Source organism: Treponema sp. JC4, from assembly GCF_000260795.1.
GTDB lineage: Bacteria > Spirochaetota > Spirochaetia > Treponematales > Treponemataceae > Treponema_D.
Genome location: NZ_AJGU01000004.1, coordinates 122,178 through 146,158, shown reverse-complemented (window position 1 = coordinate 146,158; position 23,981 = coordinate 122,178). Strand labels below are relative to the sequence as shown.

Genomic DNA, 23,981 nt, shown 5'->3' with positions numbered 1-23,981 from the left:
TATCCTCCTTTTTTTAGTCCTCTTCGAATTTACTTGTAAAGAGCTCTTCAATAACTTCGGCTGCCTCTGTTTCATCAGAACCTTCAACGCGCAGAGTAAGCTGTGTATTATAACCAGCACCCATTGCAATCACACCCATAATTGATTTTGCATTTACTTCAGCATCATCACGGATAAGTGTAACTTCACTTTCAAACTTGTTTGCTGTCTGAGCGATAATTGCTGCCGGGCGAGCATGGATTCCAGCTCTGTTCTGTACAGTTAAAATTTTTTCAACCATAATGTTTTCCTTCTTTAATATGAATCATCTATACCGTTATAGGCAATTTTTGTTTCGTTTGTTTCAATCCACTTAAGGACATTCTGATTGAATTCCTTAGCGGAGTTAACTCCCATATCCTTAAGACGCTCGTTCATAGCGGCGGCTTCAATAATGATAGGAAGATTTCGGCCTGGGCGAACCGGAATTTCAAGAACTGGTACTTTTACACCAAGCAGCTCCTGATACTTCTGGTCAGTACCAAGTCGGTCGTAAGCTTTACTGGAATTCCAGTCTTCAAGCTGAACAATAAGCTGAACTTCCTTCTGATTTCGGATGGCACCAACACCATAAAGCTGGGAAATATTGATAATACCAAGACCTCGGATTTCCATGTGGTGGCTGATCATTGTGTTTGCACCGCGTCCAAGCAGGGTGTTACCGTTTACACAGCGGATTTCGATAATATCATCAGCTACAAGACGATGACCGCGTTCAATAAGTTCAAGGGCAGTTTCTGACTTACCTACTCCGGAATGTCCGTTCAAAAGAATTCCGATACCGTAAACTTCAACCAATACACCATGCAAAGTCTGATGAGGAGCAAAAATATTTGAAAAAAGTCGGATAATACGGCTTAAAAACTCGTTTGTCTGAAGGTCTGTCTGCAAAATAGGACAGCAGAACTCTTCTGCTATCTGACGGAAATCTTCTGTAGGTTCCAGATTATAGGTAAAAACGCAGCAAGGCATTTCGTTTGAAAAAAAGTTTCTGATATTATCAAGTTTTTTTTCTTTATGAAGCTTGTGAAGGAAGGAGCTTTCTCCGCGGCCAAAAAGCTGAAGACGGTTGCTGGCAAAATTCTCATAAAATCCCGAAAGTGCTAACCCCGGGCGATTGATTTCAGGAACTGTTATGGCTCGTGGTAAACCGCGTCTGCCACCGATACACTTTAAGTTCAATGCATCGTGTCCTGAAAGTTCAAGATTGAGCAAATCCAAAACAGTGAATTTCTTATCTGCCATAAAAGTACTATACACATAATTTCTAGTTACCGCAATATAAAATTTCACTGAAACTAAAAAAAATATGGGACGCAGGCGGAAATTAAGGGGGGACCCGCGAGGGGGTGATACCTTGATTTTCGCCGTCGCTGGGACCCATATTTTTTTTGTGTTGCGATTTACAATTTTATTTGTGTTTTAGAAATTTGTGTTTTATACTAAGTACAGAAAGGCTTACCTAGTGAGCATTAATTTCATTTAGAAGCGATTATTCACTTCGACAGGAGACAACTATGACACCATCTATCAACGCAATTGGATTTACACTTGGAGCAAAACAGTCGGAAATGATTGAAACAAAATTGAAGAGAATCGCTTATGCAGAAGACTTAATTGTTGATCTGCTGATTAAAATTAAGCACGACAAAGATTTCAGTTTTGAAGCAACCATAAACTTCAAGTGGGGAACAACAGCACACGTTTCTGCAAACGATGATGATTTTGCACCAGGTCTTAACAAAATGATGGACGTTCTGGACATGAAGGTTAAGAAGGAAAAGGATAAGGTGCAGGAGAAAAAATGAGTGAAGCGGCTATGCCGCTTCTTGATAGATAGCAGACCGTTAAGAAAATTGCGAGAGCAATTTTTAGGTCTACCTACTTAAAACTTAAAAAGGGCTTCACATCGTGAAGCCCTTTCTTATTTGTATTAGTCTTTCTCTACATCATAACATGTGATGTGAAGGTCTTTAAGCTGCTGCTCGTCAACCGGAGAAGGACATTCATCCATTGGAGAAGCGGCAAGGTTATTCTTAGGGAAGGCAATAACCTCGTGGATTGACTCTTCATGACGCATAAGCATGATTAAGCGGTCAAGACCAGGTGCGATTCCTCCGTGTGGTGGAGCACCGAACTTAAATGCCTGAACAAGGAAGCCGAAGGCTTTCTGTGCGCGCTCGTCAGAGTAACCAACGATTTTGAAGATTCTCTGCTGCAAAGCAGGATCATTAATACGCATAGAACCAGAAGCAAGCTCATATCCGTTGAGTACCAGGTCGTAAAGGTCACCCTTTACTGCACCAGGATCTGATTCAAGTGTATCCCAGTACTGTTTCTGTGGAAGAGTGAACATGTGGTGTTCTGTTTCCCACATATTTGTTTCTTCGTTGAATGCAAAGTATGGGAAATCAATAATCCATGCAAAGTGGAATTCATCCTTTGGATTATAGAGGTTCAAATCTTTACCAAGCTGTTTGCGTATTGCACCAAGGGCTGTACATGCAAGCTGCCAGTTTTCATCACTTACGAACAAGATAAGGTCGTTCTTTTCAGCTCCAAGTTTAGAGCAGATTTCTGCTTCTTTTCCGGCATAGAACTTAGAAATTCCGCCTTCAAACTTACCTTCTGCATCAACTTTCATCCATGCAAGACCTTTTGCCTTGTAGGTTTTTGCTACTGCTTCAAGAGCTTCAATGTTCTTGCGGCTGTATTTATCTGCAACGTTCTTAACAACAAGAGCCTTAAGACCAGAGCGTTTGTGGCGCTGAATGTCGCGGCCAGAGTTAGCGGCACCGGCTTTGAATGCGTTGAAGTCTGCCAGATCAGCCATAAAAGCTGCATCCTGCATCTTCATGTCAAAACGCAAATCAGGTTTATCAGAACCGTAGAAGTCGAATGCATCTTCCCAGGCAATGCGGTCAAACTTAGCTGGCAAATCATAGTTCATTGTCTTTTTGAAGATGTACTGCATCATTCCTTCTGTTGTAGAAAGAACTTCTTCGCGGTTTGTGAAAGACATTTCCATATCAATCTGAGTAAACTCAGGCTGGCGGTCTCCGCGGGCATCTTCATCACGGTAGCAGCGGGCAATCTGGAAGTATTTATCGAATCCAGAAACCATCAGAAGCTGCTTGTAAAGCTGTGGAGACTGTGGAAGAGAATAGAATTTTCCAGGGTGAACGCGTGAAGGAACAAGGTAGTCACGAGCTCCCTCTGGTGTAGACTTAATAAAGGTAGGAGTTTCAATTTCCAAAAATCCTTTTGAAGTCAGATATTCGCGTGTTGCAAAAGTAACCTGCGAGCGCAAAATGATATTCTTCTGCATCGGGTCGCGGCGAAGATCAAGATAGCGGTATTTAAGACGCAGATCTTCGTTTGGAAGAACGATTGAACCGTCCTTCTGGCGAACTTCTTCAATACTGAATGGCAATTCCTGAGAAGTTGTAAAGATTTCGATATCGTTTGCTTCAACTTCAATTTCACCAGTTGCCATATCGCGGTTGATATCTTTTTCTGCGCGGGCAGCAACTACGCCTTCAACGGCAATACAATATTCGCTTTTCAAAGATGAAGCGATTTCTTTTACTTTATCGCTGGCTTTGTCACCCACCATAACCTGAGTGATGCCATAGCGGTCACGAAGACGGATAAATACAAGACCACCCAAATCGCGGGTACGGCTTACCCATCCGTTCAAAACAACTTTCTTACCAACATCTGCAGCACGTAATTCGCCACAGGTAACTGTTCTTTTGGTATTTTCCATGATAAAAATCCTTTTATATAACAATTTGCGGCACGAAGGCCGCAAAAAATTTACGAGTTAATAAAGAAAAGTGAGAAGAAAATATTGATGTTGGCAACCAGCATCAAAATATTTCCTATAAAGTGCATAAAGCGATACTTTCTAAGACCGTAGAAGACAAGTCCTAAAATATAGAAGATTGCTCCCATAATCAGCATCTGGAAACTTACAGGAGAAAGCACGTTATACAAAATCTTACATACAAAAATGCCGGAAAAACCTGCAATAATATAAAGAGCAAGGTTGGCGCGGCTTAAACGTTCGCCGGAAATTGCAAACATAATGGCACCAATCAGAGAAAGTCCCCATACAATGCCGAAAAGAGTCCAGCCAACCCGCCCTTCAATTTTTGTAACGGTATAAGCAGTATAGCCCCAGCCGATAATCAAGAAAGAAGAGAAATGTGAAAGCCGGTTGAAAACGTCTTTTGCGACACGGTTTGTAATTGAATGGCGCAGACATGAAAAAACGTACATGATAATCATAGTTGCACCAAACAAAGCGTACATTACAGTTGTAAGGTTTACATATTTTACCGCATTACGGATTGCAAGAGTTTCAAGGCAGGCTGTTGCTGCAACAAAAAGACAGGCACCAATTGCCTGAACAATTGAACTTGCTATCTCTTCTGCAAGCGTAAAAGGACGGTATTTTTTTGCAAGTTCAAGCGCAGCCTTTTCGCGGGCAATTTTTGCTTCTGCACGCTTGCGGGCTTTTTCGCTCTTAGCGTAATCAGCAGCTGCATACTTTGCCTTAAGACGCTCAGGGTCTTCATCATACTGAAGTTCAACTTCACGAACAGCTTTCTGATAATCTTCCTTAATCTGAGCCAGGCGCGAAGCCTTTTTTTCCTTCAAGGAACGCAAGGTTGATTTTCTTACCGCTGCCATAGCGATATCTTCTTTTCTAGACATATTTTAAAGACCCCCTGTATAGCGTTTTATTTTTCCAAATGTATTCGTCGGAAGCGCTCAAAAAGTAAAACGCCGGCTGCAACCGATACATTCAAACTATCAATTTTTCCGCAGGTCGGAATGGAAACAATAGTATCACACTGTTTTTCAAGCAACTGTGCCATACCACTTCCTTCGCTGCCCATTACAATTACAGACTTCTGAGCGAAATCTACCTTACCGCAGGTTTCGCCACCAGCATCTGCCCCGTAAACCCAGAATCCGGCCGCTTTAAGCTGTTCAACTGCACGTACAAGATTATTTACCACCGCAACAGGCACCCAGGCAGCTGCTCCGGCACTTGTTCTTGCAATTACATCATTATCTTCTATATTATTTGCAGCTTTATGTTCAGGCAGAATAACTAAATCTGCGCCAAACTGATCGCAGCTGCGGATAATTGCACCAACATTGTGCGGATCTGTAACACGGTCAAGAAGAACTACAGTACAAGTTTCCTTATCTGCAGTTTTAAGCCATGCATCAAAATCTACAAGATTAACAGATTTTTTCTGCTCGCCTTCAACTTCAAGAACAACTCCGCGGTGATCACGCAAAGCAGGAGAAAGAGAAGAAACCATCTGGTCAAGATTTTTGTCGTCTGTCTGCTCTGCTGTAATTCCTGCTTCTTTAGCGGCAGCAAGAATTTTCTTAACACGAGGGCCCGGCTTACTAAAATAAAGTTTGTAGCCGGAACCTGTGCCGTCTTTTAACGAGCGGAGTTTTTCTTCAATAGAATGGAATCCGGTGAGTATCATTATCTACCGCAGCACTGTTTGTATTTTTTACCGCTTCCACAAGGACATGGGTCGTTGCGGCCTACTTTTGCGCCAACGCGTTTTACAGTTTCTGGAATTACATTACCTGCAACATATTTCCATTCATCATTGATTTTCTTGAACAAAGAAATCTCATGATGAAGTTCGTGCATGTTGTGCAAAGTGTAATCAGCAGTGAATTCAACAATCTCTTCACCTTCTTTTTCACCTTTTTCTGTGCGAAGGATTTTAAGACCGTTCCACTGTGACTGGCGGCTCCAGTCTTCAGTAGCTTTCTTGTCGATTTCTGCAAGACCTTCTTCGTCGTCGCAAGATTTAATAATAAAGTCGATTTCGTGCTTTACATAAGATGAATAGCGGGCGCGCATACAAGCTTCCGCAGTAGGAGCTTTTACAGATCCTTTAATAATCGGTTCGCAGCATTCAGCGTAAGTTTTCCCTGAACCGCAAGGGCAAAGATTTTCATTTTTACTCATAATAGAATGATTTTACCAAAATGGCGTAAAATTGAAAATAGCAAACGAAATTGTCACTAGAAGCTTTGTTCAGAAATCTTTTTTACCCTGCCACGGTAAGCAAAGGCCAGCTGAACAGCCATTACACACCAGATCAGAGGCTCGCACAAAATGATTCCCCAGACCCCAAGGTGAGGAATTATTATGATTGTAAAGAGGATTTTTCCGGCCAGCTCCACAAGGCTGGAAACAAGGGGAAGGAGTTTTGCACCAAGTCCCTGCAGGGAATTTCTGAAAACAATCAGAGGACCAAGAACTATGAAAAAAGGATATGCAAAGCACAGGTATTTTGTTCCATAGTTCAAAAGTTCAGGATTCTGAGAGCCGGAAACGAACTCGAAAATCGGGCGGACAATAAAAGGAGATAAAATCAGAAGAAGGGCTGTATAGCACCAGATAATCAGAATTGCTATGTTTACACCTTTGTTGGCACGGGCCAGATTTTTTGCCCCGTAATTCTGCGAAACAAAAGTTGAAGATGTAATTCCCAGGCTGAAAATCACAACTGTACTGAGCGAAAAAAGTTTTCTGGCAGCGGTGTGGCCCGCGATGATGTAAGTTCCAAAGCCGTTGATAGCTGACTGCAAAATCAAAGTTCCCGAGCCCACAATTGCAAGCATAAGGGCCATCGAAAGTCCCTGCAGAAAAATCTCCCGGTAAAGTTTAAAGGCTCCGCAGCCGCGAATCTTAAAGCTGGCCGCCGACGGAATCAGGATTTTTGCCTTAGCAAGTATGTAGAGAATGCATAAAATTACAGAAGTTCCCTGAGCAATAACTGTGGCGATTGCGGTTCCTTCTACACCCATCCCGAATTTTGTAATCAAAAGAATATCCAGAATTACATTTAATATAGAAGAAAGAATCAAAAATACCAGGGGCATGAAGGAATTTCCGATTGCCCGCAAAAGTCCAGCGCACAAATTATAGGCAAAAAGAACACCGCCAAAAATGGCAACAATTGAAATGTAAGAAACAGCCTGGTCTAAAATCATGCCCGGTGTTCCCAGCATAAGCAGAAGAGGCTTGAGGGTCAAAAGACAAAAAGCAGTAACGCCGGCTGTAACAAAAATCATAATGATGATTGAAGCGGCAACTACGCGTTTAAGGTAAAATCTGTCACCTGAACCAAAGGCACGGGCAACAACAATACTGCAGCCGCTTCCAAAACCGTTTCCCAAATCAAGGATAATCTGGAAAATCGCAGCGCTGGCTCCAATTGCCGCCAGTGAATCTTCCTTGAGGTAATGCCCGACGATTACAGTATCTGCCGTGTTGTAAAGCTGCTGAAATAGATAAGACACCACAATTGGAATCATAAAAGACACAAGAGCCTTAAAAATATTTCCGTTCAAAAGGTCGGGATAAAACACTCGCTTTAAATTCATAAATGGTATTTTAGAAAATTTCGAAATATGCTACAACATCTGCATGGCAAACCTTATTTCTATTAAAAACTGTCGGATTGAAGACAGCCGCAGCACCCTGATTCCCAAGCTTGACTGGACTTTTGAGGAAGGACAAGCCTGGCTGGTAATTGGCCCAAACGGCGGCGGAAAAGCTGATTTTGTAAACGCACTCAGTGGTGCTGGAAACCCTCCGCTAAAAATTGTACCAAACAGTCAGAAGGCGGAAGACGGAGCCCTTTATTCCAGTCTTTTTGGCGACAGTGTAGAAATAGTTTCTCTTGAACGGGCAGCCCGCCTTATAGAAGAAGAACGCCTTAACGACGAAAGCGAATTTGTAGAAGGCGGTGTTGATATTGGTCGCACAGGACGAGTTTTTATTGCGGAAGGAATCTGCGGAAAAATCAAAAAAAATGCTCCTCTGCCGCCAGAAGCTCAAAGAATTGAAACATACCCTGCAATTAAGCTTTGCGGAGTGGAAAAAATCCTTGACCGCGGCTTAAAATATATGTCTACCGGCGAAATCCGCCGCACCCTTCTTGCCCGCGCCCTTGTGAGCGGTAAAAAACTTTTGATTTTGAGCGATCCTTTTGCAGGTCTGGACATTCAGAGCCGCACAATTCTTCTGGACTTTTTTAATACGATTGTAAAAAAGCAGGGCGGCGACCTTCCTCACGTAATTCTTGGCATGGAGCGCTGGCACGAAATCCCTGACGCAATTACACACGTTCTGGAATTCAGCGGAAAAGAAATCACCTTCTGCGGTAAGCGTGCCGACTACGAAAAAGTGATGGCTGAGCGTGCGGAGAATAATCAGAATAAAAAGGATGAAGCTAAAGCAGAATTTTCAGATGCCTTTAGCGAAACTTTAGCCGACACTGCCGTCTTAAGAGCCGATTCTGAAAACAACAGCTTGGGTACTGCGAAGGCAGAGGAAGAGAATGCAGCTGGAACCCAAGCTTCTGAAGGCTCCCTCCCTCTTATAGAAATGAACCATGTAAACGTTGGCTGGGACGACCACCGGGTTCTTATAGACCTTAACTGGCACCTTCTTCCAGGTCAGCACTGGCTGATTCAGGGTCCTAACGGCAGCGGAAAGACCACCTTCCTGGAACTTATCACCGGCGACAACATGCAGGTTTTCTGTAACGACGTCCGCCTTTTCGGTGCAAGACGCGGTTCCGGCGAATCAATCTGGGACATCAAAAAGCAGCTGGGAATTGTTTCTTACAGACTGCACGTGGAATATAGAATGGTAGGGGGAACTTCCCTTTTGAACGTAATTGTTTCCGGCTTCCGCGATTCAATTGGATTGTATGGTGCCGCAACAGACGTTGAAACAGCCGCCGCAAAAAAATGGCTCAAGCTTGGCGGTTTTGAAGGCCGCGAAAACGAAAGTTTTGGAAGCCTGAGCTACGGTGAACAGCGGGCAATTTTAATTCTGCGCTCGGCAGTAAAAACTCCAAAAGTTTTAATTCTTGACGAACCTTGTCACGGCCTGGACGAAGCCTATCGTGAAAAAATCCTTCATCTTCTTGAGCTTGTAGGTAACAGCGGAACTACGACCATGCTCCACGTTACCCACGACCCAAGCGAAGTTCTTGTCTGCGAGCATCACGTTCTTCAACTTTGCCCGGACGAAAGCCCAATGTATAAGATTGTAGAAAGGTAGCCGTCAAACTTTGCATTTTTTATGCCGATATTTAAAGCATGAAAAGATGCATCAGTTTTTTACTCGCCTGTTTACTCTTAACCTCGCTTTGCAGCGCAAAAAAGAAGCCTAAGAAAAATCTTCCTAATCCTGATGTTCCTACAGAGGAAATTGAATACAGCATCAGCGCGTCGGATTTACCGGAAGAAGAAAAAGTTCCCCAGCCAAAATATAAACTCAGACAGCCGGATGGTGCGAAAATAAATCTCCGCGAAAGCTGGGGCTACGTTTCGCAATCCCGCGTTTCAGAATACAATTCTTCAATTCCCCTTACCGATGTTTGTTTTTTTGCCGCCGAGGTAAACTGCTACGGCGAACTTGTTGGTGTTCCTTCCCGCTCAAAAATCAATACAGGACGCGCCCGCTGCCACCTTGTAATTGTATGCGACAGTAAATCGCTGACTCACTTTGTTTTACAGCCGGGAAGTGATGTTCGAAAAAAACTCCTGCGAGACATTGTCCGAGCCGGCGCCCCTTACGACGGCGTTCAGATTGATTTTGAACTTGTTCCCACCCGCGACCGCCACAACTTCATAACTTTTCTGTCTGATTTGCGCTATATGCTGGGGCAGAAAAAATGGTTTACCGTCTGTGTACCTGCCCGCTTCAAGCAGCTTCAAGAAGATGTTTATCCTTACAAAGAAATTGCCATGTACAGCGACCGCGTTTTTGTAATGGCTTACGATGAGCACTGGTCTGGAGGAACTCCCGGGCCGGTTGCATCCCTTGACTGGTGCCGCAAAATCACTGAATACGCAAAAAAATCCATTCCGGAAAAAAAACTGATTATGGGAATCCCGCTTTATGGCCGCAGCTGGGCCAGCGAAACTACAGCCGGAGCCTGGTATTTCAACGGCGCCAACAAAATCATGACTGAGCACGGCGTTGAAAACGTAGACTACGATGCAGAAATCCCTCATTTCAAATACACCGCAAACGTGGACGTAGAAGGCTGGTTCAACGACGTCTATTCCGTCCTGCAGTTCTGCCGACTCTACGAAAGCTTTGACATCCACAAAATGGGCTTCTGGCGAGTTGGTTTTGAAGATCCGGCACTTTGGGACTGGATTAAGCTTAACAGATAGGCCTGGAACGCCCATATTGCAACTATTAATATTAGTATAGTATAATTGTAGAATTGAAAATTGTTTTTGGAGGCATCACCTAGATGTTACAGATTTTTCAGGTCTACTGGTCCATGCTCCTTCGGTCTTTGGGCTACACCCTCATTTTGACCCTGCTGGCGCTTGTTTTTGCCATGATAATCGGTCTTATTTTTGCCCTGTGCAATGTAAGCCGCAATAAAACTTTGAACGCAATCGGAACTATTTATGTTGACGCAATTCGTGGTGTTCCTCTGATTGTACTGGCCTATTTTATTTATTTCGGCGTTCCTCAGGCTTTCCGTCTTCTGGGCGTGAATAATTTCCGTCTGCCGGCGCTTCAGGCTGGTACAATTGCACTTGCCATGAACTGCGGTGCCTATATGGCAGAGATTTTCCGTGCGGGAATCCAGAGCATTGATAAGGGGCAGATGGAAGCAAGCCGTTCCCTTGGTTTGAGTTACGGAGTTTCTATGCGTAAGGTAATTTTACCTCAGGCCTTCCGCGTTATGATTCCATCTATTATTAACCAGTTTATTATTACTTTGAAAGATACTTCAATTCTGTCTGTTATCGGCTACCCTGAGCTTACAAATATGGGTAAAACTATTTCGGGCAACACCTTCAAGAGCCTTCAGACTTGGGCTATTGTGGGAATTATGTATATGATTGTAATTGTTACACTCAGTAAAGTCGCAAAAAACATTGAAAGGAAGATTAAGATAAATGACCAGCAGTAAGATTCATGTAGAAAACCTTAAAAAGAGCTTTGGACAGCTTCAGGTATTAAAAGACATAAATATTGATATTAACGAAGGCGAAGTAGTCGTAGTAATTGGACCTTCTGGAAGCGGAAAATCAACATTTTTGCGCTGCCTTAACCGTCTTGAAGAAATTACAGCGGGAACTGTAATTGTAAACGGCGAAAACATCAGCGATAAGAAAATCAACATCAATAAGGCCCGCGAAAATATCGGAATGGTATTCCAGCACTTTAATTTGTTCCCTAACATGACTGTTTTGCAGAACATCATGCTGGCACCTGTTGAACTTAAAAAGATGACTAAGGAAGAAGCCCGCGAAACAGGTCTTAAGCTTCTTGCCCGCGTTGGTCTTGAAGAAAAGGCTGATACTTACCCACAGCAACTTTCCGGCGGTCAGAAGCAGCGTGTTGCAATTGCCCGCGCCCTTGCCATGAATCCTTCTATCATGCTTTTTGACGAGCCTACTTCTGCCCTTGACCCTGAAATGGTTGGTGAAGTTCTTGCCGTTATGCAGGAGCTTGCTAAGGGTGGTATGACAATGGTTGTTGTTACTCACGAAATGGGTTTTGCCCGCGAAGTTGCTTCACGCGTTATTTTTATGGACGGCGGTTATATTATAGAAGAAGGAACTCCAGACGAAGTTCTTAAGCATCCTAAGCAGGAAAGAACAAAGAGCTTCCTGGAGAAGGTACTATAATGAAAAAAATTATTACAATCAGCAGAGAATTCGGTTCGGCTGGCGGCACAATTGGAAAGAAAGTTGCAGAGCGTCTTGGCTATGAATATTACGACAAGGATTTGATTTTCAAAACCGCAGCAGAAGCAAACATGACTCCTGACGAAGCTGTTAAACTGGACGAAACTTTGAGCCACGGCTTTGGTTTTGGACAGAGTCTTTTCAACCTTTACTCTTCTCCGCTTGATGAAAAACTCTACAATGCCCAGAAAAACGTAATCCGCAAATTTGCAGAAAAGGGAAACTGCGTGATTGTAGGCCGCAACGCCAATGCCATTCTGGCAGAGTTCGATGCAACCCTTCACGTATTCATCAGCGCAAATCCAAACTGGCGCGTAAAATACCTTAAGTCAGACAAAATGAAGGACATGCCGGAAGACAAGATTCTAGCTCACCTTCTGAAAATTGACAAAGCCCGCCAGAAATACTGCTCATACTTCACTAACACAGAATTCGGCGTAGCGAAATATTACGATGTATGTTTATATTCGTCGGTTATCGGAATTGATAAGTGCGTAGATGTAATCTGCGATCTGGCGAAATAAATAAGAAGGAGGGGAAAGCCTTCCCCTCGCTCCAGCCCGCAAGCGGTCTTCCGCTACCCTTTCTCCTAGGGGACGCAACAAGTTGCTTACCCCTAAAACCCCAAAATATCAAAATTCTTTTTACAAGAAATAAAAAAACGGTAGTCAGTTGGCTACCGTTTATCAATTTACAATTTATTACTTTAAATTCTTTTCCACAAATGATTCTCGCTTAATTCACCGTAAATTGTGTAAGTCTTAATAAGAATATCTTTCTCATCAATTTTAACTTTTAAGGCAATACCTGAACTCGCAATTTTTTGAGCAATCTGACCATGATATTGAGCAACTGTACAATTCTTAGGATAAAAATCCATATAAAGCTGATGGTATTTTTTGTTTACTAGCAGTCCATTTATCACAGCATGAGAATCAAAGTAATCTCCTATCTCAAAATTATTCTTAATAGTTTCATTGATTGCTTCATCTAGTTGCATAGCCTACTCCTGCTCAATTCCTAATTCTTTTTCAACTTCACATATTTTCTTATAACTTAAACCATCAGAATCAAAATTCGACCTAATAATCCAGTTTTCAGTATTTCTAAAATCATAAATTTTTGAAGAAGTAATATAACCAATATTTCCAATAACTATATTATCTGCAGTAACAATTACGTCTGTTTTGTTATCTAAATCAACGTATTCTGCTTTTAATTTTTGATTTGCAAAATTAACATATACAAATTGTACTTCTTTTCCCGCAAAAATATCTTGATTTTTATAAATAGCATATATTCCGTCTAATTTAAAACTAGGAATATAATAAGCATTTCCTTTTTCTAATGCATTATTAAGAAATAACTTTTTATTCCGACTATTATCATTATACCCATGATAAATATAACCTTTTGCAATTTCGGAACCAATTCTATCCGATTCGTTTATAATACTTTCGATTTTTTTTGCTGCATTCTCTTTTATTTTTTCAATCCGTGCTAACATCGTTTGTCTAGCATTTTCAACATCTTCAATAGAACGCAGATTTTCTATATTTTCAACAATGAAACTATATTGCTTACCATAATTATCATCACTTTTCATTTTTCCTTTTACTTTACAAGTAACAATATCTTTTTCCCAAGAATAATGCTCAATTCTTTCATAAAGTTTTTCATCTTTTAAATTGGAATAATCAAATTTAATTTCTTTGTCACCACGATGAAGTCTTACTCCTCCACTATAAAAATCATTTAACGTAATTTTCTTTTTCTTATACAATTCATACAAGTCCATAGAATTGAACTCCTCAATAGACATTTCCACATAATTATCTTTCTTCTGCCCAGCCGCGAAAATAAATTGCGACAACAACATAAATGAGCAAAATCCTAAAACCAAAATTTTCTTTAATCTCATAATATTCTCCTCGCTATTCGTAGTTATAATTTCATACATAACTACAAATAACGTATAAAAGTATAATATACACGTTCAATGTCGTCAAATTTTTATATAAATACGTAAAATAAAGTATTTTTAGATTATGGATTATGTTTTCAGGAATACATTGCGAGCAGAACTTGATTATCAAGATATAAAGGTCAAAGAACTTTCGGTTCGCACAGGAATTTCTTCACGAACATTAGAAGGCTATTTAAGTTCAAGAGGTTCTATTCCACCAGCAGATGTTGCTTTTAAAATTGCACAAGCACTAAATGTTTCTGTTGAATATCTGGTTACAGGAAATCCAAATTATAGTAATGAACATAGTAAAAGCATAATCGAAGAAAACATTTCAAATCTTCCTATTGAAAAGAAAAAATTGGTTCGAGATTTTATAAAACTTTTAGATGGTCTTGATATAAGTAAGAAGAACAATTTGTAGATCTATAGATGTTTTTATAATTTGAATAACTACCTCAACGGTTCAATCTTTTCAAAATGTTCACCGCTTACGGCAAGATTCCAGGCAGCATAGGCTTCTTCTTCATGGAAAGCCAGCCAACCTGTAACCATTTTTAACTGACGTGCAGGTAATTTTCCAGCTAGAAGTTCACCATCAATTCCAATGGCAGCTTTATATTCCCCGTAATAAACGTGAACATGAGGTTTATTATGTTCTTTGTTATCCTTAAAAAGAAGGTAAATCACCATACCTTCAAATCTGCTTAATTCTGGCATTTTTATTCCTATGCGTAATCTTCTTTTGAATATTTGAAACTTTCTGCATATAAAGTTTCCGGTGCTATATCAATTTCGCCATCAAGCCATGAAACAAAACCGTGAGTCACTTTTGCAGTCAGGCGATTTTCTTCTTTAGCAAGCGGAGCAAATGCAGAACCTTTTCCAAGTAGAGACGTAACATCAAAAAGACGAGTTTCACCTGTAGAAAATTCAACAAGAAGCATACCGTCATCCAAAATCTTTATAGAGGAAACTTCAATTTCTGGGACTAATTCGCCTGCATAACAGATACCATCTTTAATATACATAAAGCACCTCCACGCGAAAATTATAACACAGAAATTCTTCTTATTACAAACATCATTTTACTTTATAATTTTTCAAAATATCCAGCATGGCATTCCAGACCGGTTTTGGCTGGCGATTGAAGTCAAACGGAAGGGCGTTTCCATAGCCAGGGAAGGTTCCCGGAACCCAGCTGCCGTTATCTGAGTAGCCCCACATGATAAAGCTTTTTACGTTAGGCTCTTCAAGGGCGATTTTTAAGAGAGTGCAGTAAACCTCCTGCTGAGCCTGCTCCCAGGCTTCTGGATTATCTTTTGGAATGCGGACATCAACTTCGCTGAAAGAAACTTCAAGTCCAAGCTCTGCATAGCGGCGGATATTAGCGCGGATTGCATCCTCATTCAAAGGCTGAGTTCCATCCAGATGAAGCTGCATTCCAATTCCATCAATAGGAATACCTCGGGCCTTAAAGTCCTTTACAAGATTGTACATACCTTCCGACTTTGCATAGCCAAGATTTTCGTTATTATACTCGTTGAAATAAAGCTTAACATCAGGATCACATTGGCGAGCCTTAATTAAAGCGTGTTCCAGATATTCAGGGCCAATCAGATTATACCAGAGGGACTGCCGCAGACTTCCATCCTCATTAAACATTTCGTTTACAACATCGTAAACCTTAATCTGTCCCTTGTAGTGAGACATAATTTTTTCAATATGCTCATCCATTGCGGCAAGGGCTTCTTCCTTAGTGCTGAGGTTGAGAATAAATGGCGCGTTCTGCTGGTGCCAGAAAAGGGTATGAAATTTTACGCTGATATCATTCTGCTTTGCAAACTCAATAAGATGGTCGGTATCACTCCAGTTCCAGAATTTTTTGCTTGGATGAATGTTTGCGTTCTTCATGTTATTTTCCGAAACTACCATCGTTGCGTTTTCCTTAACGATTGTCATGTTCGGTTCCTGAAGAATATCGGCACTGGTAACGGCAAATCCAAAATCCAGCCCCTGTTTTTTAGCATAGTAGTGGGCATTCTTTTTTGCACAGCCAGTTAGAAGAGTCATCATTGCAAGACTGGTAATCAAAATTAGTTTTTTCATATTTTCCCTCCCAAGAAAATATTATTTTTCAACGATAAGGCTCAATTCATTCAAATGCTTTGCACTGATAGCTTCAAACTCTTTAATAGAAAAGCGAGATAGCAGCTCTTTTGTGCTGGAAATCAGCTTAGGACTCATACTCAAAGTGCGGATTCCCATACCTCCAAGCACCATAACACTGTCAGCACGACCAGCCATTTCACCGCAGACAGAAACCGGGATATTTGCATCTGTTGCAGAGTTGAGCGTCATCTGAATAAGACGCAGGACAGCAAGATTGAACTCATTGTAAAGGTCAGCAACATGAGGATTTTCGCGGTCAACGGCCAGGGTATACTGAGTAAGGTCGTTTGTACCTAGGCTGAAAAAGTCACAGAGTTTGCTAAGACAGTCGCTGACAAGGGCGGCACCGGCAGTTTCAACCATGATTCCAACCGGAATATCTTTTTTGAAAGGAATATTTTCCGCAGCAAGTTCATTCTGAACTTCTTTTGCAATGCGCAAACATTCACGAACCTGACTAACGCTGGAAATAAGGGGGAACATAATTTTTAAGTTGCCGTAAACGCTGGCGCGATAAAGGGCACGTAGCTGAGTCTTAAACACTTGCGGATTTGCAAGACTGAGGCGAACGGCACGAAGTCCCATAAGCGGATTTTTTTCATCTAAAATCGGAATATCAACGGAATTGATTAATTTATCTCCACCAGCATCAAGGGTTCGGATTGTAACAGGCTTATCTCCCATAATTTCCAGAACAGCCTTGTAAGCTTCAAACTGAGTTTCCTCGCTGAAAGAGCGGGCAGCAGCGTTTAAAGATGCGCCGTTTTCTGACATAAATAAGAACTCAGTTCTAAAAAGGCCGATTCCATCAGCGCCTTCTTCCCTTGCGATACGGGCTTCTTCAATAGTTCCGATATTTGCCAGCAGCTGGAACTTTGTTCCGTCTTTTGTAACAGCAGGCTTATCCAAAAAGGCCTTAAGAGCCTGCTTGCGGTTAAATTCCTCGCGGATTTTAAGCTTATATTCCTGAATTGTAGATTTATCCGGGCTTACAAGAAGCTCAGCAGATTTTCCATCTACAATGACTGTTTCGCCGTTGTGAACTTTTTTTACAAGTCCGTTAATTCCAAGAATTGTAGGAATGCCGTAGTTTCGGGCAAGAATTACCACATGACTCGAAACACCGCCTTCGCTTAAAACAAGACCGGCAATTTTTCGCTTAGAAAGAATGATAGTATCTGCTGAACTTAGGGAAGTTGCAATAATTACACTTCCGTCTGGAACAGAGTTGATGTCAAAAGGATGGATATCAAGCATTTCATCAAGAACGCGGCCAAAAATATCGGTAATATCCTGGGCACGTTCAGAAAGGTAGTCGTTACCAGACTGACGGAGGCGGGCAGCATATTCTTCTGCCTTAAAATTTACAGAATATTCAATGTTAAAGAGTTCCCGCTGATAAAAATCCTTAAGTTCCTTTAAGAAAACAGGGTCTTCCAGCATAAGGATGTAAGTCTCGTATACTTCGCGCTGTATTTTATCTTTTGGATCAGTTTTTGAAAGAAGTTCAAGCTGTTCAGTAATATCCTGAATAACGCTCTGGCAGGCAAGTTCAAAACGCTCCCAGCCGCGATTCGTCTGATCTATTTTAATTCTATGCTGAGGGATTGCACGTTTTACAGCATCCGGTATAACAAAGGCGGTTCCGATTCCGGTACCGTCGGCAGCAGGCACACCTAAAAATACTTCCATAATTAATTGATTATAACACAGAATGAAAATGATTTAAAATGATTTATTTTAACTATATAATCTTCTCAGTTCATTCAAAACCCGCTTTTTGTCGGCAGTCCATTCAGGAGCTATAAGGATTCGTTTTGGAGGGTCTCCTGTAAGCCTGTGAACTACCATATTTTCAGGCAGAAGAGGAAGAGTCTTTTGTATAAGAGAAAAATATTCTTCTTTTGTAAGCGTTTTGAATTTTCCAGTCCGGTATTCAGCTGCAAGGTCAGTACCTTCTACCACATAGAGTACCGTTATCTTAATTCCGTCACTTGCTGCAGCAAGGACAGTTCTCACTGTATTCAGCATATCTTCTTCTGAATCGCCAGGCAGGCCGAAAATTACATGACTTACCACGTGAAGCTGTCCGCCAGCAGCCTTTGCAGCCTCGTGAAGAGTTTCCACCGCCTGCAGATAAACCTGGTTCTTAAAACCCCGGCGGCAGTATTCTGCAGTTTTCTCATTCGCCGTCTGAAAGCCAAGCTCTATCTGAACATAAGTCCTGGCACTAAGTTGACCTAAAAAAGCCAGCATCTCCCGGCTAAGACAGTCAGGCCGCGTCCCAATTGCAATTCCAACCACATCCGGTGCAGCAAGGGCCCGCTCAAACAAATCAAAAAGCCGCGACTCATCCCTGCCTCGCCCGGCATAAGTACTGGTAAAATTCTGAAAGTAAACTATATATTTTTTAGAAATCTTTTCCCCGCGCGCAGCAGCCCGGGAAAACTTCTTTTCTACAAGAGCCTTTGCCGACTCAATCTGTTCTTCAATCGAAAGAGTTCTGGCCGGAATAAAATCACCGCTTCCAGTCTGACTGCAAAAAATACAACCGCCGTAACCAAGGCTTCCGTCCCTGTTAGGACAAGTACAGCCTGCATCTACGGCGATTTTATAAACCTTTTGAGAAAATATTTTCTTGTAAAAATCTGAAACAGTAAGCACAGAAAGAAAATATAACGCTTTTATCGTTCAGAGACCATAGAAAGCATCTTTTCAATTTGAAGCTGTGCCGAATCTAATCCTTCATCTACGGAGTTTTCACCCTTGATAATATCAGACATTTCTTTTCCAAGAATGTTATAAAAACTTGGCCACTGAGCCATTACAGGACGGTAAACTCCACTTTCAAGGGCACGTCCAACCGCTTCATACTGAGGAAATTTTGCAAGAATGGCAGGATCCTTGAGACTTGAATAACGGCAGGGAACACCACCAATATTAACGGATTCCTTCTGTTTTTCTGCATCCATAAGATATGCAAGAAGTTTTACAGCATATTCCTTATTCTGACAGTTTGCAGGAATTCCCAATGCCCAGATTCCGTAAATGTTAGCGTTATATGCGTTGCTGGAAATACTTTTCTTTCCAGTAAGCGCTATATAATCCATAGAAGAATTATTTGTCGGTGTATACCAGCCCGGCCAGCCGATTCCCAGAGCCGCAGATTTATTTGCAATAGCAGCAATCAAATCATATTTTTTTGCACCGCGGCCAGTTGCAATCAAATCAAGATAGAATTTCATTGCCTGCTTAAAAACAGGAGTATTAACTGTCGGCTGATTATTTGCATCAACAACCCAGCCGCCAAAGGAACGAAGAATCGGCAAAAAGTCTACAACAACATTGTTTGTAGTATCCCCTCGATACATAAAGCCCAGATTATGACGCTGCCTTGTAAACTGGCAGATTTTCATAATATCATCGAGCGAACGAATTTCTTCCGGCTTATAACCTGCTTCCTTTACAAAAAGCTTATTATAGAGCAGAACCGTTACGTTTCCATAATATGGAACCAGATAAAGATTATCATTTACATAACAGATTGTCTTTGTAGCAGGCATGATATCATCATCAAGGTCATAGCCCAGCTTATTAAGATTAGCCAGAATGCCTTTTGATGTATATTCTGCAACCCAGGAACCGTCTACCATACATAAATCATAGGAACCTGCAACAATTCCCGAATCAGAAGCAATCCTCTGGTGCAGTTCATCTTCACCAAGTTCAAGAATTGTACAGGAAACATTATTTTCGTTTTCAAAATCTTTTACCTGTGCCTTTATAACATCTGCATAAACACCAGAACGCAAGGCAAGAGTCAGGCTGGCATTTACATCAGCAGCCTTAGATTTTTTATTTCCGCAGGATGTCAAAAATCCGGCTAAAAGGCAAATTATCAGGCTAATTCCTAGTTTCTTCTTCATAAGTAACCTCTCGATTTTCATTCAGGTAGAATTTCATGGTCTTTTTTACAGAACCAAGGCTTTCTTCAATTTTCCTCAGCGGAATCTGACAAAAATATTCAACTATTTCAGCATCAAGCTGCTTACCGGCAACCAGCTTCAATTCTGCGATTGCCTCTGTATAGGTCAGAGATGATTTGTAATTTCTTTCCATTGTCAAAGCAGAAAAAGTATCGGCAACAGCAAGAATACGCGATTCAAGCGGAATTTCAGAACCTTCAAAATGATAGTAGCCTTTTCCGTCTACCCGCTCGTGATGATATTTTATCCATTCTGCAATTTTTTCAAAGGAAGGAATCTGGTTCAAAATTCTTGCGGCAATTTCCGGATGCTGTCTTAAAATAGCCTTTTCACCATCTTCCAGCTTTCCTCTTTTTATAATGATGTCATAAGGAACACCAAGCTTTCCAAAATCAAGAAGAAGAGCCGCGCAGGAAAGCCGTTTAGGATTCAGGCGGATTCTATAGCGCAGGGGAAGTTCATCATAAAGAAGGAGAGTCAGATTTCTTACATTTATTGTATGACCTTCAAGATTAGGATCCCAGGCTTCCACAAAACCAATTACAGTTTCAAGAATCTGAGTTCCATACTCTTCTGCCCTCATAAACTGAATGAAAAAAAGGAAAAGAGTAAAACTGAAAACAAGTTCACCGCAATAAAGAAGGATTGCAATTTTTGACTCAGGAATACTTCGTGAAAAAATCAGATAATGCATTATCACGATTCCAATCATCAGAAAGAGGACAAAAAATATAATGAGGAATCTTAAACCGTCGTTTTTAAGAAAAACTGTCCTTTTCCAGATCAAAAAATAGATGCAGAGCATCACATTTGCAAACATCAGACAGAATTCAAGAACTATAAGATAGATAGAAAGATTAAGCATAATTAACCTCTCTTTTCGTTTATTTCTTCAGTAGCGTAAAAACGAATCTGATTTTTACCGGCCTTTTTTGCCTCGTACAAAGCATCATCAGCATGCTTGTAGGCAAGATCAAGATCATCATCATTTATGTTTAGCTCTGTATAACCGATTGAACTCTTTATTCCTTTGCCAGAGCCATCATAATTTGCAATATTAAGTTTTTTCAAAATTTCAGAAAGAACTTTATTTGAATTCTTATCATCAGCCTTTGTTCTGTACAAAACTATAAATTCATCACCACCAAGACGACCGGCCAAGCCTTCAACATTATTTAAATTCCATTCAGAAATAGATTTTTTATAATGCTCCTCAATTCCAAGAACATCGATTATAGTACGTCCGGCAATCTGAATGACCTTATCGCCCATCTGATGCCCCATACTGTCGTTAATTTCCTTAAACTCATCAAGGTCAAAAAGGGCAATCCAGATATGAGAGCCGTCATTAAGCTTTAAAATCTGATCTGCAACCGAGAAAAAGCGTCCCCGGTTCAAAAGACCAGTCAAAGTATCAAAAGAAGATTTAACTTCCAGCTCCTTCGTAATCTGAATATTCTTCATATAAAGCAGATACTGCTGGATTCTCATTCTGTGGAACATAAAGTGCATTCCAACTGCCAGAGCCTGAACCAGAATAAGATTAAAAGTATCTATATGGGCAATTGAAAAAGTCTTAAAACTATAACTAGACCATAGGTAAATGGCGCTTAAAGCTCCGGTTACCAGAACCATTCGCAGAATATTGTCTGTATAACTCAGGGTCGTAAGAATCAAAACAATCAGATAAAAAGTTCCCGGAATAAAAGGTCGGAAGACTGATACACAAATTCCGTAGGAATACATCATGACAACATTCAATATAAGGAATTTAAGACTATGCTTTACAGAAAATTTAGGACAAAGGCCGATTACCAGAGCCATTGTTAAAGAAGATAAAACATAGCCTCCGTAAATAAATAAATTTTCGCGGCTTAAATTGAAAAGATTTAAAAATGAAGCAATAAAATACATAGAAACAACACCAAGAAAACACAAATTCATAACCATAATATGATTACGATTTGAGGTCTTTATCATTCCAAGACATTCTTTGTAAGTTTCCTTGTCGTATCCGTAATAAGTTATGCTCTTGCCAGCCATATCATCCTTAGACAAATATCCAATTATTATTTTATCACGGATAACTAAAGACACAAGAAAAAAATGTAAAATAGAGGAAATTGCCTATCAGACAGGTAGCTTGTATACCTCTTCAACCCCTGTTACCAGGATGCCGCCCATGCCCATCTGGAGAGGAAGGGAAATATCCATGTCATAGCGGTCGCCAACGGCAAGACAGTTTTCGGCTGCAGTCCCTGTAATTTCGCAGGCTTTCTGGAAAGGTTCCAGTGCCGGTTTTGATTTATAGCAGGTGTCAAGGCCTACAATTTCCGGGAAGAAGGCACTTACCCCAAGGGCATCCAGAGTTTTGCGGGCAGGTAAAACCGGATTATTTGTAACGCAGATGAGTTTGTATTTTTTTTCAAGCTCAGTCAGCTTAGCAATAAGTTTTTCATCACGGGAAAGAAAGTTTTTTGGTTCAAGCAGGCTTTTACGCCACTCAACGCTCTGTTCGATTGGAATTCCAAACGAAAGCAGGGTGTTTCCCAGGCTAACTTTTTTTCCCTCGTTTTTTGCAGCAAACTCTTTTCTATAATTAAGAACTTTTTCCCGGGCCTGGTCGGCTGTCATTCCGGTAATGCGGGCATATTCACGTACCTGACAGTCTACCTGTTCAAAAGCGTAGGCAGCATTTGTATAAAGAGTCGAATCTATATCAAAGATGATTGTCTGTAAATTCTCCGGGATTTTATAAATTTTCATTGGGAGTAAACCTCTTTGTTACCTTTACAATGTGATTAGCCGCGTCCTGCAGCCCCCCGTATACCCCAAGCCCGGTCCAGGCCGCGCATGCGTCTCCCGTAAGCTCGCTGTCGGGGCAGTTACAGATTTCAAGCGTCATTCCAAGGGCATTTGCCTTCAGCTGCATCCAGCTGTCATTCTTAGCCTGTCCACCGGTAACCGTCATGCTGGCCGGGAATGCAATTCCATTTGCTGCCAGTGCAGTTTTGAGCCTGCCAACCGACTCCTTTACCTGCTCTAAAATCTGACGGATAATTTTTCCGCCCTCGCTCTGGGGATTTTTTAAGGCAGCCTCTACAAGCTGGGGATACTCTATTACGGCACCACGCTCTTTTTCAAGGCGGTGTTTATATTCTACAAAAATACGGCCGCTTTCTGCACTCAAAACAGAAATGTTCCAGAGTCCCGGAATTACAGAAGGCAGGGTTCTGGTTTCAGGCGTAAAAAAGGGCTTGTCTATACAAAAATTAAAGCCTTCGCTGGAACCTGCCCTATCACAGAGACGTCCAGCCTGCAGGGTATTTGTCCCGATAAGGGCTACTACAAAGTCAGGGGCACCACAAAATACGGGAAGGCCGTCTGCAAGCTTTAGTTCTGCCGCCGCAGCCTGGGTAAGTTTTCCTGCAAGAGCGCCCGGAGCAGAAAATCCCGGGAGCTTTCCTAAATCTATTCCGCACGCCAGTGCGGCATCATCATTCCAGTAAGCCTGCTCAAAACGAGCCTCCGGCAAAATTGTAAGGGCAGAACCGGTCAGTTGATAAATGAAATATTCAGGGCCGGAAAATACGCGGGAAGAAGAGGCATATTGAGAAGGAAAGCGATTCTTAAGTTCGAGAATGCGGGGCAGGAAAAGGGAGCGCGCGGCGGAAGACGGCACTGCCACCTGGGTAGATTGCACTTCCCCCCGGGGAGACTGCACTTTTACTTCGCCAGACTGCCCCCCGTTCAAAGTTTCATTCCACCTGAAGGTAAGCCCATCATCAAGCACGACAGTAGGACCCGCCCCGGAAATACAAATACCTTCAATAGAAGCCTTCTGCTCCTGATTAAGTTTTTCCATAGCAGCCGCCAGAGCTCCCATCCATTCACGGGCAACATACCTGTCATCCGGCTGAGGAAAGCTCTTTCGGCATAAAAAAACGGCTTCGCCGTCCGCAGTAAAAAGTCCTGCTTTAAGCGAAGTCGTTCCAATGTCTGCGCAAAGTACAGTTTTCATGGAT

26 protein-coding genes are annotated in these 23,981 nt (G+C 41.6%); 7 read left to right on the top strand and 19 right to left on the bottom strand.

Annotated elements, in window-relative coordinates; translation table 11 throughout:
- Positions 1 to 13: 13 nt before the first annotated feature.
- Together MSI_RS03955 and hprK are read right to left on the bottom strand one after the other, a co-directional pair.
- Entirely contained in the window at positions 14 to 280 is a 267-nt protein-coding gene (locus MSI_RS03955; RefSeq protein ID WP_009103942.1) for an HPr family phosphocarrier protein, read from the bottom strand.
- A 14-nt stretch (positions 281 to 294) separates the two neighbouring features.
- The gene (hprK, locus tag MSI_RS03950) at positions 295 to 1,284 is read right to left on the bottom strand and encodes an HPr(Ser) kinase/phosphatase (RefSeq protein ID WP_009103941.1); all 990 of its coding nucleotides are present in this window, start codon (positions 1,282 to 1,284) and stop codon (positions 295 to 297) included.
- Positions 1,285 to 1,556: 272 nt separating this feature from the next.
- On the opposite strand from hprK, the gene MSI_RS03945 reads away from it, so the two are divergent.
- Positions 1,557 to 1,847 carry an HPF/RaiA family ribosome-associated protein gene (locus tag MSI_RS03945; RefSeq protein WP_009103940.1) on the top strand — a complete coding sequence of 97 codons (291 nt, stop codon included), beginning with the start codon at positions 1,557 to 1,559 and terminating at the stop codon, positions 1,845 to 1,847.
- Between the two features lie 125 nt (positions 1,848 to 1,972).
- On the opposite strand, the gene aspS is transcribed toward MSI_RS03945, so the two are convergent.
- From aspS to MSI_RS03920, 5 genes are read right to left on the bottom strand one after another with little or no spacing between them, the layout of a single operon-like run.
- Entirely contained in the window at positions 1,973 to 3,808 is a 1,836-nt protein-coding gene (gene aspS / locus MSI_RS03940; RefSeq protein WP_009103939.1) for an aspartate--tRNA ligase, read from the bottom strand.
- Between the two features lie 50 nt (positions 3,809 to 3,858).
- Positions 3,859 to 4,761 carry a hemolysin III family protein gene (locus tag MSI_RS03935; RefSeq protein ID WP_009103938.1) on the bottom strand — a complete coding sequence of 301 codons (903 nt, stop codon included), beginning with the start codon at positions 4,759 to 4,761 and terminating at the stop codon, positions 3,859 to 3,861.
- Positions 4,762 to 4,787: 26 nt separating this feature from the next.
- Positions 4,788 to 5,558 carry a 23S rRNA (guanosine(2251)-2'-O)-methyltransferase RlmB gene (rlmB, locus tag MSI_RS03930; protein WP_009103937.1) on the bottom strand — a complete coding sequence of 257 codons (771 nt, stop codon included), beginning with the start codon at positions 5,556 to 5,558 and terminating at the stop codon, positions 4,788 to 4,790.
- Complete coding sequence (locus tag MSI_RS03925; RefSeq protein WP_009103936.1) at positions 5,558 to 6,055, bottom strand: YchJ family protein; 498 nt, start codon at positions 6,053 to 6,055, stop codon at positions 5,558 to 5,560. Before MSI_RS03925 ends, rlmB begins: the two co-directional genes overlap by 1 nt.
- A 56-nt stretch (positions 6,056 to 6,111) precedes the next feature.
- A complete protein-coding gene (locus MSI_RS03920) occupies positions 6,112 to 7,479 on the bottom strand; it encodes an MATE family efflux transporter (protein ID WP_009103935.1) in 1,368 nt (455 codons plus the stop codon).
- A 43-nt stretch (positions 7,480 to 7,522) separates the two neighbouring features.
- On the opposite strand from MSI_RS03920, the gene MSI_RS03915 reads away from it, so the two are divergent.
- The 5 genes from MSI_RS03915 (at position 7,523) to MSI_RS03895 (ending at position 12,356) form a co-directional block, all read left to right on the top strand.
- On the top strand, positions 7,523 to 9,169 hold the full coding sequence (locus tag MSI_RS03915) for an ATP-binding cassette domain-containing protein (RefSeq protein ID WP_009103934.1): 1,647 nt from the start codon (positions 7,523 to 7,525) through the stop codon (positions 9,167 to 9,169).
- Positions 9,170 to 9,207: 38 nt separating this feature from the next.
- Entirely contained in the window at positions 9,208 to 10,293 is a 1,086-nt protein-coding gene (locus MSI_RS03910; protein WP_009103932.1) for a glycosyl hydrolase family 18 protein, read from the top strand.
- Between the two features lie 83 nt (positions 10,294 to 10,376).
- The gene (locus MSI_RS03905; protein WP_009103930.1) at positions 10,377 to 11,051 is read left to right on the top strand and encodes an amino acid ABC transporter permease; all 675 of its coding nucleotides are present in this window, start codon (positions 10,377 to 10,379) and stop codon (positions 11,049 to 11,051) included.
- Positions 11,038 to 11,772 carry an amino acid ABC transporter ATP-binding protein gene (locus MSI_RS03900; protein ID WP_009103928.1) on the top strand — a complete coding sequence of 245 codons (735 nt, stop codon included), beginning with the start codon at positions 11,038 to 11,040 and terminating at the stop codon, positions 11,770 to 11,772. Before MSI_RS03905 ends, MSI_RS03900 begins: the two co-directional genes overlap by 14 nt.
- Positions 11,772 to 12,356, top strand: a complete 585-nt coding sequence (locus tag MSI_RS03895; RefSeq protein ID WP_009103926.1) for an AAA family ATPase — start codon at positions 11,772 to 11,774, stop codon at positions 12,354 to 12,356. The genes MSI_RS03900 and MSI_RS03895 overlap by 1 nt, the downstream gene beginning before the upstream one ends.
- Before the next feature lie 182 nt (positions 12,357 to 12,538).
- Here MSI_RS03895 and MSI_RS03890 read toward each other — a convergent pair whose 3' ends face one another.
- Both MSI_RS03890 and MSI_RS03885 read right to left on the bottom strand, forming a co-directional pair.
- Positions 12,539 to 12,832 (bottom strand): hypothetical protein, encoded by a 294-nt coding sequence (locus MSI_RS03890; RefSeq protein ID WP_009103924.1) that lies wholly within the window; start codon positions 12,830 to 12,832, stop codon positions 12,539 to 12,541.
- 3 nt (positions 12,833 to 12,835) lie between these two features.
- Entirely contained in the window at positions 12,836 to 13,753 is a 918-nt protein-coding gene (locus tag MSI_RS03885) for a hypothetical protein (RefSeq protein WP_009103922.1), read from the bottom strand.
- 127 nt (positions 13,754 to 13,880) lie between these two features.
- On the opposite strand from MSI_RS03885, the gene MSI_RS03880 reads away from it, so the two are divergent.
- Complete coding sequence (locus MSI_RS03880) at positions 13,881 to 14,222, top strand: helix-turn-helix transcriptional regulator (RefSeq protein ID WP_009103921.1); 342 nt, start codon at positions 13,881 to 13,883, stop codon at positions 14,220 to 14,222.
- Between the two features lie 29 nt (positions 14,223 to 14,251).
- Here the strand turns inward: MSI_RS03880 and MSI_RS03875 are convergent, their stop codons facing one another.
- The 10 genes from MSI_RS03875 to MSI_RS03830 are packed head-to-tail and all read right to left on the bottom strand — an operon-like array spanning position 14,252 to position 23,977.
- The gene (locus MSI_RS03875) at positions 14,252 to 14,518 is read right to left on the bottom strand and encodes a DUF4160 domain-containing protein (protein ID WP_009103919.1); all 267 of its coding nucleotides are present in this window, start codon (positions 14,516 to 14,518) and stop codon (positions 14,252 to 14,254) included.
- Between the two features lie 8 nt (positions 14,519 to 14,526).
- Positions 14,527 to 14,829, bottom strand: a complete 303-nt coding sequence (locus MSI_RS03870) for a DUF2442 domain-containing protein (RefSeq protein ID WP_009103917.1) — start codon at positions 14,827 to 14,829, stop codon at positions 14,527 to 14,529.
- 52 nt (positions 14,830 to 14,881) lie between these two features.
- Positions 14,882 to 15,907: an endo-1,4-beta-xylanase gene (locus MSI_RS03865; RefSeq protein ID WP_009103915.1), complete on the bottom strand. Its 1,026-nt coding sequence runs from the start codon at positions 15,905 to 15,907 to the stop codon at positions 14,882 to 14,884.
- Positions 15,908 to 15,928: 21 nt separating this feature from the next.
- Complete coding sequence (ptsP, locus tag MSI_RS03860; RefSeq protein ID WP_009103914.1) at positions 15,929 to 17,662, bottom strand: phosphoenolpyruvate--protein phosphotransferase; 1,734 nt, start codon at positions 17,660 to 17,662, stop codon at positions 15,929 to 15,931.
- A 48-nt stretch (positions 17,663 to 17,710) separates the two neighbouring features.
- Entirely contained in the window at positions 17,711 to 18,634 is a 924-nt protein-coding gene (locus tag MSI_RS03855) for a TIGR01212 family radical SAM protein (RefSeq protein ID WP_009103911.1), read from the bottom strand.
- A gap of 20 nt (positions 18,635 to 18,654) precedes the next feature.
- Positions 18,655 to 19,896, bottom strand: coding sequence for an extracellular solute-binding protein (locus MSI_RS03850; protein ID WP_009103909.1), 1,242 nt, complete (start codon positions 19,894 to 19,896; stop codon positions 18,655 to 18,657).
- A complete protein-coding gene (locus MSI_RS03845; RefSeq protein ID WP_009103907.1) occupies positions 19,874 to 20,821 on the bottom strand; it encodes an HD-GYP domain-containing protein in 948 nt (315 codons plus the stop codon). Before MSI_RS03845 ends, MSI_RS03850 begins: the two co-directional genes overlap by 23 nt.
- A gap of 2 nt (positions 20,822 to 20,823) precedes the next feature.
- On the bottom strand, positions 20,824 to 22,053 hold the full coding sequence (locus MSI_RS03840) for a GGDEF domain-containing protein (RefSeq protein WP_155815473.1): 1,230 nt from the start codon (positions 22,051 to 22,053) through the stop codon (positions 20,824 to 20,826).
- A gap of 33 nt (positions 22,054 to 22,086) precedes the next feature.
- Entirely contained in the window at positions 22,087 to 22,722 is a 636-nt protein-coding gene (locus MSI_RS03835) for an HAD family hydrolase (protein WP_009103903.1), read from the bottom strand.
- Positions 22,709 to 23,977 carry an FGGY-family carbohydrate kinase gene (locus MSI_RS03830; RefSeq protein ID WP_009103902.1) on the bottom strand — a complete coding sequence of 423 codons (1,269 nt, stop codon included), beginning with the start codon at positions 23,975 to 23,977 and terminating at the stop codon, positions 22,709 to 22,711. Before MSI_RS03830 ends, MSI_RS03835 begins: the two co-directional genes overlap by 14 nt.
- Positions 23,978 to 23,981 lie beyond the last annotated feature (4 nt).

Excerpts from the sequence above, each read along its gene's own strand:
- MSI_RS03870 (WP_009103917.1), bottom strand. The coding sequence starts at position 14,829 with ATGTATATTAAAGATGGTATCTGTTATGCAGGCGAATTAGTCCCAGAA.
- MSI_RS03895 (WP_009103926.1), top strand. The coding sequence starts at position 11,772 with ATGAAAAAAATTATTACAATCAGCAGAGAATTCGGTTCGGCTGGCGGC.
- MSI_RS03935 (WP_009103938.1), bottom strand. The coding sequence starts at position 4,761 with ATGTCTAGAAAAGAAGATATCGCTATGGCAGCGGTAAGAAAATCAACC.
- MSI_RS03900 (WP_009103928.1), top strand. The coding sequence starts at position 11,038 with ATGACCAGCAGTAAGATTCATGTAGAAAACCTTAAAAAGAGCTTTGGA.
- aspS (WP_009103939.1), bottom strand. The coding sequence starts at position 3,808 with ATGGAAAATACCAAAAGAACAGTTACCTGTGGCGAATTACGTGCTGCA.
- MSI_RS03875 (WP_009103919.1), bottom strand. The coding sequence starts at position 14,518 with ATGCCAGAATTAAGCAGATTTGAAGGTATGGTGATTTACCTTCTTTTT.
- ptsP (WP_009103914.1), bottom strand. The coding sequence starts at position 17,662 with ATGGAAGTATTTTTAGGTGTGCCTGCTGCCGACGGTACCGGAATCGGA.
- MSI_RS03925 (WP_009103936.1), bottom strand. The coding sequence starts at position 6,055 with ATGAGTAAAAATGAAAATCTTTGCCCTTGCGGTTCAGGGAAAACTTAC.
- MSI_RS03865 (WP_009103915.1), bottom strand. The coding sequence starts at position 15,907 with ATGAAAAAACTAATTTTGATTACCAGTCTTGCAATGATGACTCTTCTA.
- MSI_RS03920 (WP_009103935.1), bottom strand. The coding sequence starts at position 7,479 with ATGAATTTAAAGCGAGTGTTTTATCCCGACCTTTTGAACGGAAATATT.
- MSI_RS03880 (WP_009103921.1), top strand. The coding sequence starts at position 13,881 with ATGGATTATGTTTTCAGGAATACATTGCGAGCAGAACTTGATTATCAA.
- MSI_RS03945 (WP_009103940.1), top strand. The coding sequence starts at position 1,557 with ATGACACCATCTATCAACGCAATTGGATTTACACTTGGAGCAAAACAG.
- rlmB (WP_009103937.1), bottom strand. The coding sequence starts at position 5,558 with ATGATACTCACCGGATTCCATTCTATTGAAGAAAAACTCCGCTCGTTA.
- MSI_RS03915 (WP_009103934.1), top strand. The coding sequence starts at position 7,523 with ATGGCAAACCTTATTTCTATTAAAAACTGTCGGATTGAAGACAGCCGC.
- hprK (WP_009103941.1), bottom strand. The coding sequence starts at position 1,284 with ATGGCAGATAAGAAATTCACTGTTTTGGATTTGCTCAATCTTGAACTT.
- MSI_RS03830 (WP_009103902.1), bottom strand. The coding sequence starts at position 23,977 with ATGAAAACTGTACTTTGCGCAGACATTGGAACGACTTCGCTTAAAGCA.
- MSI_RS03890 (WP_009103924.1), bottom strand. The coding sequence starts at position 12,832 with ATGCAACTAGATGAAGCAATCAATGAAACTATTAAGAATAATTTTGAG.
- MSI_RS03955 (WP_009103942.1), bottom strand. The coding sequence starts at position 280 with ATGGTTGAAAAAATTTTAACTGTACAGAACAGAGCTGGAATCCATGCT.
- MSI_RS03835 (WP_009103903.1), bottom strand. The coding sequence starts at position 22,722 with ATGAAAATTTATAAAATCCCGGAGAATTTACAGACAATCATCTTTGAT.
- MSI_RS03885 (WP_009103922.1), bottom strand. The coding sequence starts at position 13,753 with ATGAGATTAAAGAAAATTTTGGTTTTAGGATTTTGCTCATTTATGTTG.
- MSI_RS03845 (WP_009103907.1), bottom strand. The coding sequence starts at position 20,821 with ATGCTTAATCTTTCTATCTATCTTATAGTTCTTGAATTCTGTCTGATG.
- MSI_RS03910 (WP_009103932.1), top strand. The coding sequence starts at position 9,208 with ATGAAAAGATGCATCAGTTTTTTACTCGCCTGTTTACTCTTAACCTCG.
- MSI_RS03850 (WP_009103909.1), bottom strand. The coding sequence starts at position 19,896 with ATGAAGAAGAAACTAGGAATTAGCCTGATAATTTGCCTTTTAGCCGGA.
- MSI_RS03905 (WP_009103930.1), top strand. The coding sequence starts at position 10,377 with ATGTTACAGATTTTTCAGGTCTACTGGTCCATGCTCCTTCGGTCTTTG.